The 11,813-nt window shown below is 68.7% G+C and carries 6 protein-coding genes; 1 reads left to right on the top strand and 5 read right to left on the bottom strand.

Annotated elements, in window-relative coordinates; all coding sequences use genetic code 11:
• Nucleotides 1-22 precede the first annotated feature (22 nt).
• From ACFWPX_RS20440 to ACFWPX_RS20450, 3 genes are all read right to left on the bottom strand, one after another.
• A complete protein-coding gene (locus ACFWPX_RS20440) occupies nt 23-430 on the bottom strand; it encodes a PIN domain-containing protein (protein WP_378928712.1) in 408 nt (135 codons plus the stop codon).
• Nucleotides 427-696 carry a hypothetical protein gene (locus ACFWPX_RS20445; protein WP_378915865.1) on the bottom strand — a complete coding sequence of 90 codons (270 nt, stop codon included), beginning with the start codon at nt 694-696 and terminating at the stop codon, nt 427-429. The genes ACFWPX_RS20440 and ACFWPX_RS20445 overlap by 4 nt, the downstream gene beginning before the upstream one ends.
• 64 nt (nt 697-760) lie before the next feature.
• On the bottom strand, nt 761-1,162 hold the full coding sequence (locus ACFWPX_RS20450) for a MerR family transcriptional regulator (protein WP_378915863.1): 402 nt from the start codon (nt 1,160-1,162) through the stop codon (nt 761-763).
• A 49-nt stretch (nt 1,163-1,211) separates the two neighbouring features.
• Here ACFWPX_RS20450 and ACFWPX_RS20455 point away from each other — a divergent pair, with 49 nt between their 5' ends.
• A complete protein-coding gene (locus tag ACFWPX_RS20455; RefSeq protein WP_378928713.1) occupies nt 1,212-2,090 on the top strand; it encodes an NAD(P)-dependent oxidoreductase in 879 nt (292 codons plus the stop codon).
• Nucleotides 2,091-2,102: 12 nt separating this feature from the next.
• Here ACFWPX_RS20455 and ACFWPX_RS20460 read toward each other — a convergent pair whose 3' ends face one another.
• Together ACFWPX_RS20460 and ACFWPX_RS20465 are read right to left on the bottom strand one after the other, a co-directional pair.
• A complete protein-coding gene (locus ACFWPX_RS20460) occupies nt 2,103-6,665 on the bottom strand; it encodes an amino acid adenylation domain-containing protein (protein WP_378928714.1) in 4,563 nt (1,520 codons plus the stop codon).
• Between the two features lie 43 nt (nt 6,666-6,708).
• On the bottom strand, nt 6,709-11,808 hold the full coding sequence (locus ACFWPX_RS20465) for an amino acid adenylation domain-containing protein (protein WP_378928715.1): 5,100 nt from the start codon (nt 11,806-11,808) through the stop codon (nt 6,709-6,711).
• Nucleotides 11,809-11,813 lie beyond the last annotated feature (5 nt).

Raw genomic sequence — 11,813 nt, forward strand, 5'->3', positions numbered from 1 at the left:
CAGGCCAACGTCGCGATGATCTCTATACGTCGACGATCAGGACGCGATCTCCGCAGAGTCGCTCCCAATCATCACGGTCGGATGTGAGAACGACTGGCGGTCCAGGGCTGCGCAGCGCCATCGCCGCCACCAGCGAGTCGATCGCGTATTTGTGTCCGTGTAAACCGCCTGCCTCACGCAGCAGACGCACCGCATCGAGCGAATCAGCCTGGGTTACCTCCTCGACTCGCAGCCGCGAAAGCAACCAGCTCAGCCTGCCCATGTCCGTCTTTCCATGAACGGCTTCGACGATAGTCAGCACCGATACCCGTACAGGAATGCTGTTCCGCCTGGCTGCTTCGATGCGAGCGGTGAGCGCTCTGTCATGCCGCAGCAACAGCGACAGAGCCTCGGAATCCAGGACTACCGACCGAACACTCCGTTCCGTCACGCGGCTCCCTGTTCGGAGCCCTTGGCGCCGTGTCCGAAAAGCTCCTCAGCTGCGGCTTGCACCTCCGCATCGGTGAGAGGCTCGTGGCTCGACTCGAAGTCCGAGACGATCTCCCCAAGCCCGTCCATCTCGAGTTGGTGCCGCACCGCTTCGGCGACATACGCCGAGAGGCCGCGCTTGCCCGTCCGGTCGCGGACCGCGGACAGGAGATCCGATGGCATCGACACCGAGACGTTGGTGGTGGCGCCGGGACGAGCGGTAGTCATAGCCAAATTGTACTACATGAACTATTACACCTCGACCCGCCTCGGCGGTGTCGCCATAAATTGTTCAGGCTGGAACTGGTTCGGTTCCGTCGAAGGGTGGGTAGGTGTCGCTGGTTGTGCGTTCGGCGGCGGCGATGTAGACGGTGAGGGCTTCTCGGGATCGGGTGAGGCGGTCGATTTGGTCGTCGAGGCGGTGGAGTCGGGTTCGCATGGCGGAGAGCAGTTCTGGGCAGGCGGGCAGGGTGGGGGTTTCGCCTTCCGCGCAGGGTAGGAGGTAGGCGATGTCGTCGGAGGACAGGCCTGCGCCGAGTAGGTGGCGGATCTGTTGCACGCGGAGCAGGGCGGTTTCGTCGTATTCGCGGTAGCCGTTGGGGCTGCGGTCAGCGGCCATCAGGCCCTGGGCCTCGTAGTAGCGCAGTTGGTGGGCGTTGACGCCCGTGCGGGTACTCAGTTCACCGATTCGCATCGCAACCTCACTTGACCTTCATACCGGTATCAACGTTGATGATGCTGCCATGAACAACGCAACCGAAACATCTGTGACCGTCATCGGGCTCGGGCTCATGGGTCAGTCGCTCGCCGGCGCGTTTCTCGCCGCCGGACATCCCACCACCGTATGGAATCGGACGTCTACCAAGGCCGACCGGCTGATCGCCGAGGGTGCGCGGCTCGCGCCGACCATCGGTGACGCGCTGCGGGCAGGCTCGATCACCATCATCTGCGTCACCGACTACCCGGCCGTGCGTGAACTGTTCGGCACCAACGATGTCGAGGGCACGACCTTGCTCAACCTGACTTCGGGCGACTCGGCGCAGGCCCGCGAAACCGCCCGCTGGTTCGCGCAGCGCGGCGCCAACTACCTGGACGGCGCGATCATGGCCATCCCCCAGGCGATCGGAACCCCCGACGCGGTGATTCTGCACAGCGGTCCACAGGCGGACTCCGACGCCCACCGGTCAACGCTGGAGGCGCTGGGCACTGTCACCTACCTCGGCGCCGACCACGGCCTCGCCTCCCTGTACGACGTGGCGGGCCTGACCATGATGTGGAGCATCCTCAACGCCTGGCTCCAGGGCACCGCGATGCTCAGAACCGCCGGTGTCGACGCCGCGACGTTCGCCCCGTTCGCGCAGCTGATGGCGACCGGGGTGGCCACTTGGCTGCCCGGTTATGCCGAGCAGATCGACAGCGGATCGTTCCCGGCCGAGGTGGCGGCCCTGGAGACCGATGCGCGAACGATGGCCCACCTGATCGAGGAGTGCGAGGCGCTCGGCGTCAACGCCGAACTCCCGAAGCTGATGAAGGCGATGGCGGACCGGTCGATCGCCGCGGGGCACGGCGGGGAGCAGTATCCCGTGCTGATCGAGGAGTTCGCCAAGCCCCACCATGGCTGACAACACCGCGCGCTAGCGGTCGAGCACCTCGGCGAGGGTGGTGATCGCCAGCTCCCAGAGTTCGGCGAAGCGGGCAGCCTGGGGTTCCGTGAAGAGAGCGGTGCTCCAGCGGAAGTTCGTGGTGAGGGCGGAGCCTTCGGGGGTGGCGCCGATGCCCGCGATGACGTCCACCGCGTAGCGCAGGGGTAGGTCTGGTTCCGGGTCGAGTGGGAGTGCGGTGTCGTGTTGGCCGACGAGCAGCGACCAGGGGTCGGTCTCGTTGCCGCTCAGGTCGATTCGGCCGAGGTAGTTGAATTCGACCTGCGGTTCGGCGGCGGTGCGGAGTTCCTCGGCACGGTTGACGTAGCGGAGCAGGCCGTAATCGAGCCCCTGGTTGGGGATTTCGCGCAGGTGGGTTGCCACCGAATCGAGCAGGGCTCGGGCGGCGGCCGGGTCCGCTTGTGCGCGTGAGACATCCACCGCGTTGTCACCGACGCCGAGGCGGACGGGGAAGACGCTGGTGAACCAGCCGAGGGTGTTGGCCGTGTCGGTGCCGAGGGTGGTGTCGGCGCGGCCATGGCCTTCCATGGCGATCAATGCGCCTGCGGCCGGATCGTTTCCGTTCGCGGCGTGGAGCGAGGCCATGGTCATGGCGAGGGCGGTGAGAAGGAATTCGCGAACGCCCTCGTCCTTGCCGACGCGGTTGAGGAGACGCTCGGTGACCGCGACCGGGGTCGCTACCGTGCTCACGCGCAGGCTGGACCAGGTGTCGGTGGCCGGTGCGGGGTGCCGGGAGCCTAGTGCGGCGTCGGGCTCGCGGACCTGCGTCGTCCAGTAATCGCGCTGAGCGAGGACTTCCGGCTCGGACGCACGCTGCCACATGGCCTCGGACCACTGCCGGTACGAGGTGAACTCGGGCAGCATCTTCGGCGTCACGCCCGCTTGGATCTGCTGCCAGGCGGCGGCCAGCGCGTCGAGCATGATGTGCCATGACACGACGTCGACCGCGAGGTGGTGCACGGTGAGCAGCAGGATGTCACGATCCGCGAACCACACGGCCCGCACCATGTCACCGCCGCGCGGGTCGATCGCGTCATTGGCGATCCGCGCGTATTCCGTGATGGCCGTGTCGAGTTCGGCGCCGCTGAGGCCTCGCGGCGCTTCGATGACGACGTCGGCGGCGTTCGCGGCACCGGGCGCGCGCGTGAGCATGCGCGGGCCGTCCGGCGTATCGGTGAGCACCGCACGCAGGGTGTCGTGCCCGTCGAGCAGCGCTTGCAGCGTGGCTTCCAGTGCGGCCCGGTCGATTCCGGCGGGCAGGCGAAGCAGCGCGGTCTGGGTGAAGCGGCGGTAGTTGCCGTATTCGTACATCCAGGAGACCACCGGCAGCGGCGGGATCACACCGTAGGCGTCGGCACCGGATTGCGCGGCGGCGGCCGGTGCGTCATCGACCGCGGCGGCGAGTTCACGAATAGTCGGGCAGGCCAGCACCATTCGTGGATTGAGAGCGAGGCCGCGGCGGCGGGCCTTGTTGACGAGCGAGATCGCGACGATGCTGTCGACGCCGAGTTCGTAGAAGTCGGCGTCGATACCGGGTGCGCGACCGTCGAACAGTTCGGCGAAGAGCTCGCTGAGCGCGATCTCCGTGGGTGTCTCGGCGGCCGCGTTGTTGTCGGCGACCGACAGCGACTGCTCGGCGAGCTCGTTCAGCGCGTGGCTGTCGAGCTTGCCGTTGACGTTCACCGGCAGTTGCTCCATCACGACGATGCGCGCGGGAATCATGTACGCGGGCAAGCGTTGTGCGAGGTCGGCGCGCACCCGGCTGACGATCACCGCGCGACCGGCCTTACCGACGACGAAGCCGACCAGCGACGCACCACCCGCACGGCGCACCACAGTCACCGCGGCGGTGTCGATATCGGCCGAGCGCCGCAGCGCGGTCTCGATCTCGCCGACCTCGATGCGATAGCCGCGCACCTTCACCTGGGCGTCGGCGCGGCCGAGGTAGCCGAAACGGCCACCGGGAAGCCTGCGCACGAGGTCACCGGTGCGGTACATGCGCTCGCCGGGGCGCGTCGGGTCGGCGACGAAACGGTCCGCCGTGATGGCCGGTTTGCCGAGGTAGCCGCGGGCCAGCTGCACGCCGGACAGGTAGAGCTCGCCGACGATGCCGCGCGGGACCGGTCGCAGCCGGGAGTCGAGCACGTAGCCGACCATGCCGCCGTTGGCGGTGCCGATCGTCGGGATCTCCGAGGTGGCGACGGGTGCGACCACCGCTTCGACGGTCGTCTCGGTGGGGCCGTAGCAGTTGTACACAGCCGTCCCCGGCAGGGCGCGCAGTCGCGCCCACAGCGCGGTGTCGATGGCCTCGCCGCCGAGGGCGAGCACCGGCAGTGCGCGGTCGAGCAGGCCCGCTGCCGCCAGCTGCGCGAGCATCGACGGGGTGGTGTCGATCATGTCGATGTCGAATTCGGCCATCCCGGAAACGATTCGGTGCGCGTCGCGCATCTCCTCGGCATCGAACAGGTGCAGGGCCTGGCCGGCGAAGAAGCCGACCATCGGCTGCCAGGAGGCATCGAAGCCGAGCGACCAGGCGTGCGCGATCCGCAGGGGGCGGCCGAGCTCGGCCATCGCCGGGCGGTAGAAGCGCTCCAGGTGATCGGCGAAATATCCCGCCAGCGCGGCGTTCGTGCCGACGACGCCCTTGGGTTCGCCGGTCGAACCGGAGGTGAAGATGATGTAGGCGCTGTGGTCGAGTTCGCGGTGGACCGCGGGTGCCTGCGCGGGGCGGGCGGCGATCCGGTCTACGACAGCGGGGGCGTCGAGCGTCAGCATCTGGACAGGCGTCACGATGTCGCCGTCCACAGACAGTGCGTCGAGGTTCGTACCGTCGAGCAGTGCGCGGTCCTCGCTGAGGACCACGGCCAGCGTCGGGTTGGATTGGCGCAGAATCGACTCGATACGGCTCGCGGGCAGCGTGATGTCCACCGGCACGTAGGCGGCCCCCGCGGCGAACGTCGCCAGAATGGCGATGATCGACCGAGTGCCACGCGGAAGCATCAGGGCGACAACGGTTTCCGGGCCGACGCCGTGGGCGACGAACTCGCTCGCCATCCTGCAAGCCTCGTCGTGCAGCGCGCGGTAGGTGAAGACCTCGCCCTTGGTTGTGGTGAGCGCGATCGCGTCCGGTGCCGCCGCGGCCTGCTGCTCGAACAGTTCCCATGGCGTCGCCGTCGGCGCGGCCGTGATGTCCGTTGCGGCGCTCTGGAGTTCGGCGTGCTCGGCCTCGGTGAGCAGGTCGATCGCCTCGGTGGTCGCGGTGGCGTCGAGGGTCGGCAGGGTACGCAGGACGGTCAGCATGCGCGCGCCGAGGTCGGCGGGGTCGAGGTGACCGAGGAGGGCGGGAATCGCTTCGACCAGGACCAGGAGTTCGCCGTCGCTCAGGTGGGAGACCACCGTGAGCGGGTAGTGGGCGAGGCTTTCCATCTCGATCGGACGGAACCGGGCGCCGTCGGGGGCGGTGACCGTCTGGATGGCGTCGTCGATGGGGGCGTTCTCGAAGACGAACAGGGTGTCGAACAGGGCGCCGTGGCCCGCCGCGCGCTGCAGGGTCGACAGGCTGAGGTAACCGATATCGCGCATGGTGGCCGAATAACGTTGCAGGCGTGCGCATTGCGCGACAACCGGTTCGGTGGAATCGAGGCGGTGCACGACCGGGACGGTGTTGATGAACAGCCCGACCATGCCTTCGACGCCCGCGAGCTTCTCGGGGCGGCCGGAGATGGTAGTGCCGTAGACGACATCGCGGCGGTCGGTGACACGGCCGAGCAACAGCGTCCAGGCGAACTGGACAGCGGTGTTCAGCGTCATCCCGTTGGTGCGCGCCCACTGCTGTAGTTGCGCGGTCTCGGTGGTGGACAACCGGAGTCGCGTGGTCTGCGGGACAGCGGAGCCGCGCTCGCCGGTGCCGTCGGCCAACACCAGCGGTGCGCTCACCTGCTGCAGGTACTCGGCCCAGCGGCGGGCCGCGGCGTCGTGGTCCTGGGCACCGAGCCAGCCGATGTAGTCGCGGTAGGGACGGGGCGCGGGCAGCCCGTCGAGGGTACCGCCCGCCCGGTAGACGGCGAGCAGTTCGGTGAAGAACACCGCGACCGCCCAGCCGTCCATGAGGATGTGATGGGCGGTCAGGATCATCCGCCTGCGCGGCTCGGGCGCATCGGTGACGTCGAGCAGCAGCACCCGCAGCGCGGGACCGCGACTCAGCACGAACGGGACGCGGCGCTCGGATTCGGCGATCGAGTCGAATTCCGTGGAGAGCGCGTCCCGTTCGGCCCAAGGTAATTCCGCGCGCGACGGGATGATCTGCACGGGCTTGGGCACATCGGTGTCCCAGAACGCGGCACGCAGGTTCGGATGACGGTCCAGCATGGCCTGCGCGCTGCGGTGGAGCAGGTCGGTGTCGAGCGGGCCGTCGATATCGACCACGAATTGCATCGTGTACAGGTCGATCTCGGTGCCCGTCAGCCGGGACAGGGAGAACAGCCCCTCCTGCAGCGGGCTCAGCGCGAGTACGTCTTCGATCTGCGGCGCACTCATGCTGCGTCCCGTCCTAACTGCTCGTTCATACCGACGTTCGTGCTCATCCCTGTGCGGACCAGGAGGCGGTCAGCGCGGACAGGGCGTCGGCTTCCAGGCCCGACGCGCTCATCGGCGCGTGCGAAACCTGTTCTGGTTCATCGGCTTGCGTCGCGCCACCGGCGGCGGCGTCGACGGCCGCGGCCAATTCGGTGATGGTGGCGCATTCGAAGACCATCTGCGGCGACAGCGGCAGGCCGAGGGCATCGGCGCGGGCCGACCACTGGATGGAGATGACGCTGTCACCACCGAGGGCGAAGAAGTTGTCCTCGCCGACGACCTCGTCGATTTCCAGCAGTTCCTCGATCAGTGCGATCAGAGTGCGCTCGGTGCCGGAGTCGGTCGCCGCACCGGTGGCGACGACCCCAGCGGCAATCGGGGCGGGCGGGGCCAGCAGTCGCTCGAGATCCGCGGCGGGCAGCACCCGCAGGTCGGCGACCGGCAGGTCGGGTGTCTCGGCGAAGGCACGCAGGGTGGCGGCGAGCGCGTCGGCGATCAGCGCGGCCGTGGCCGGGTCGTACAGATCGGCATTCACCACGACGCGGACATCCATGCCGCCGTCGGCGGTCACGTTCAGGCTCAGGTTCAGATCCAGGAACGAGACGTCGAAGTCGGCGGGCAGCACGGTGACAGTCGTTTCGCCGGCGGAGGCGAACGGCAACGTGGCCGGCGCCCAATCGGCACCACGGAAGTGGATCATGCTCTGGAACAGCGGGTTCCGCGACCGTGAGCGACGCGGGTTGAGCGCTTCGACCAGTCGCTCGATCGGCAGCTCCTGGTGGGCATTGGCGTCGAGCACCACATTGCGCGCCCGAATCACGGTGTCGCGCAGGGTCGGTGCGTTCGACAGGTTGTTGCGCAGCACGACCATGTTGGCGAACAACCCGATCAGGGTGGTCGTCGCCGGATCGGTGCGCGCCGCGACGGGCGTGCCGAGGGTGATGTCGGTGCCACCGCCGAGTGCGTGCAGCAGGGTGGCGACCGCGGCCTGGCAGACCATGAATTCGGTGGCGCCGCTGCGGATCGCGAGCGATTCCAGTCCGGAGCGAACGGCGGCGGGCAAGGAGAAGCTCACCACTTCACCGCGCTTGCCGAGCACCGGCGGACGCTGCCGATCGTGGGCGACCGCGATCTCCTCGGGGACGTCGGCGAGCGCGGCACGCCAGTAGTCGATCTGGTCGGTGGCGAACTCGCTCGGCGCGGCCTGGTCGAACAGTTCACGCTGCCACAGCGCGTAGTCGGCGAACTGGACCGGCAACGCCGCCCAGCTCGGGGCGCCGCCCTGCTCGCTGCGAGCCCGGTAGGCGGTGGTGAGGTCGTCGAGCAGCACGCCGAAGGACGCGTGGTCGGCGACGATGTGGTGCACCAGCAGCGAGAGCACGTGGGTGTCGGCGTCGAGCACGAGCAGTTCGGCGCGGATCAGCGGCTCACCGTCGAGGGTGAAGTGGTAGTCGGCGATCTCGGCGAGGGCCTCGGTGAGCTGGTCGGCGGCGACCTCGCGAACCGGCAGCGGGACCGGCGTGGCGGGGTGCACCACCTGGTAGGGCACGCCATCGTGTTCGGGGAAGGTGGTGCGCAGCGACTCGTGCCTGGCGAGGATGTCATCGAGCGCGGCGCGCAGGGCGGCGATGTCGAGTGCGCCGTCGAAGCGCATGGTCAGCGGCAGGTTGCCGACCGAGCCCGCACCCTCCATCCGGTACTGGAACCACATCGCCAGCTGCGAGTACGACAGCGGAATGCGCTCGCCGCGCGGGCGCCCACCGATCGCTGGGCGACTGGACCGCCCCGGTCCGGCGTCCGAAGTATCCGCGGTTGCGGTCGTGCTCTCGGTAGCGGGGGCATCATCGAAATCGTTGTCGACGGCGTCGAGGTCGATGTCGAATTCGGCCAGGAAGCGGGCGACGAGGTTGGCGGCGAGCGCGGCGGGGGTCGGGCTGTCGAAGACGACGCGCACGTCCAGCTCGATGCCGAACTCCGCGCGGACCTGGGCGACCAGGCGGGCCGCGAGCAGCGAGTGGCCGCCGAGCTCGAAGAAGGAGTCTTCGGCGCCGACCTCGTCGAGGTCGAACAGGGCGCCGAACAGGGCGCAGACCTTGTGTTCGGTGGCGGTGGCCGGAGCGCGGTGGGTGCGCACGGCGGCGGAGGTGGCGGCGGGCAGCGCGCGCTTGTCGAGCTTGCCGTTCACGGTGAGCGGGATCTCGCTGATCACCGCGAAACCGCTGGGCACCATGTATTCCGGCAGCGCGTTCGCCGCGAAGGCGTGCACCTGCTCGAGGTCGACGGCATCACCGGCGGGCACCACGTAGGCGGCCAGCAGCGCGCCGATGGCCGGATCCTCGGTCACCACGACGACGCAGTGCGCCACGTCGGGGTGCGCGGCGATCGCGGCCTCGACCTCGCCGAGTTCGATGCGGAATCCACGCACCTTCACCTGCTCGTCGGCGCGACCGACGAACTCGAGTTCACCGAAGCTGTTGCGGCGCACCAGGTCACCGGAGCGATACATGCGCGCGCCCGCCGCGGGGCCTGCCTCGGCCTCGGCGAACGGGTCGGCGACGAACCGCTGCGCGCTCAGTGCGGGACGGTCGAGATAGCCGCGGGCGAGCTGATCGCCACCGAGGTAGAGCTCACCGACGACACCGTCGGGCACCAGCTGCAGCGCCTCGTCGAGGACGTAGGTGTAGACGTTGCGGTTGGGGATACCGATCGGCACCACACCGGTGCCCTGGGGCCCCGCGACCGGCATATGGGTCGAACAGACCACCGCCTCGGTCGGTCCGTAGTGATTGCGGAGTTCGGCCTCGAGAGTGTTGAAGAACCGGTCGGCGACCTCACCGGGCAGAGCCTCGCCACCGACGGGAATCTGGCGCAGCGACTGCCATTCGCTGATCTCGGGCAGCAGCAGGAACGTGCTCAGCATCGACGGCACCATGTGCAGCACGGTCACCTGACGGCGACTGATGAGGTCGGCGACATAGCGGATATCGCGGAAAGCGTTGGGCTTGGGCACGATCAGCTGCGCGCCGACGGTGAGGGTGATCGCGATGTCGACCAGCGAGGCGTCGAAGCTGACCGACGACGACTGCATCAGGCGGTCGGCGGCGGTCATGTTCCAGTCGGCGGTGAAGCAGACGATGTGTTCGGCGATCGCGTTGTGCGGCACCGGAACACCCTTGGGCTTGCCGGTGGAGCCGGAGGTGTAGATGACATAGGCGAGGTTCGCGGGCAGCAGCGGACGCACACGCTCGGCGTCGGTGGGTGCGGTCGCGGGCAGCTGCGCCGCCATCTCCTCCGCGGCGGCCAATTCGACCGCACCGAGCAATAATCGAGGCTTCGCGTCCTCGACCAGGTACTCGATGCGATCCTCCGGGTAGGCCGGGTCGATCGGCAGGTAGGCGCCACCTGCCTTCAACACGGCGAGCACGGCGACGATGAATTCCACCGAGGTGCCGAAGCGAAGGCCGACGAGATCTTCGGTACCGATGCCCTGCCCGATCAGCCAGTGCGCCAGGCGATTCGCTCGGGCGTGCAGCTCCGCGTAGGTCAGTTCGGTGTCGTCGGAGAGCAGGGCGAGCGCGTCTGGGGTGGCGGCCGCGGCTGATTCCAGCAGGGTGACAAGGGTTTTCGCCGGTTCATCGACGAGAACGCCGTGCGAGCGATCGAGCAGCACCGCGCGGTCGGCCGCACCGAGCATGTCGAGGTTGGCGAGTCTGCGCCGCGGTTCGCGCAACGCGCTGTCGAGGAGCTGACCGAGGTGCGCGAGCAGCTGGTCGATGAGGGCTTCGGCGAGCACATCGGTCTGGTACTCGGCCTCCACCACCGCGGTGCCGTCGGCCTCGAGCACGATGGCAAGTGCCAGCGGCACCTGCGCGCTCGCCGCACCGAGTTCGAGCTGGGTGGAGGTGACGCCGTCGATGGCGAAACCGTCGGCGCTCTTGCGCACCGAGAAACCGAGGCGGACCAGCTGGTCCAAGCCGTCGCGACCGGCCACCCGATCCGGGTTCGCTTCGCGGACCACACGATCGATGCCCACGCCGCGGTGGGCGAAGGCGCCGGTGCAGGTGTCGCGCACCGAGGCGACGAGCTGGGCGAAGTCGGCCTGGGCGCCCATGGTGGCGCGCAGCAGCAGGGTGTTGCCGAAGTAGCCGATGAGCTGCTCGGTGCCCGCGGGACGGTCGGTCACCGGGATGGAGACGAGGAAGTCGTCGGCGGCGGTGTAGCGGTGGATCAGGGCGTCGAAACCGGCGAGCAGCACCATGAACGGGGTCGCGGCCTGCTCACGCGCGAACTGTTCGGTGCGGGTGACGAGCTCGGCCGGGAGACGGTGGGTGCGACGCTGGGCGTTGCGGCCCGGGGTGGCCGAGGCGGAGCCGGGCAGTTCGAGGGGTTCGGGCAGCGGGCGCAGCGCGGCACGCCAGAAGTCGACGTCGGCTTCGGCCGGTTCGGCGGTGGGGGCGATCGCGGCGAACTGGACAGTGTCGAGCGCGGACGTTGCGGCCGAGCTTCGGTAGGCGGCGTTCAGCTCCGCGAAGAACACCGCCCAGGAGTCGTCGTCCCAGCAGATGTGGTGGATGGTGAAGAGCACGACGTGCTCGTCGGCGGCGGTGCGGATCAGGGTCGCGCGCAGCGGGAGTTCGGTGCCGAGGGCGAAGGGGCGGCCGAACTCGCGCTGAGCCAGCACCTCCACCCGCAGGTCACGGCCTGATTCCGCGATATCGGTGAGGTCGTGGGTCGACCAATCGGCGCGTGCGTCGGCGGTGAACACCTGGAACGGAGAGCCGTCGGTATCCGCGCCGTAGGTGGTGCGGAGGATGTCGTGGCGAGCGACGACCATGTCGAACGCGGCGTGCAGGCGGTCGGCGTCGAGCGGGCCGGTGAGGCGGTAGGCGACGCAGATATTCAGGGCGGTGTCGTCGGCGTCGCGGGTCTGCAGGAACCACATGCGGCGCTGGCCGGGGGTCAGCGCGCGCCGCTCCCCCGCCGGGATCCGTGGTACCGCGACGGGTTCGGCGTGCACAACCGACATGCCGCGTTCGCGCAGCTTCTGCTGGAGCAGCAGTTTGCGGCGATCCGCGACAGACAGGGTGGCTTCGGTGTCAGACATGTTCT

This window comes from Nocardia sp. NPDC058518 (assembly GCF_042719655.1).
GTDB lineage: Bacteria > Actinomycetota > Actinomycetes > Mycobacteriales > Mycobacteriaceae > Nocardia.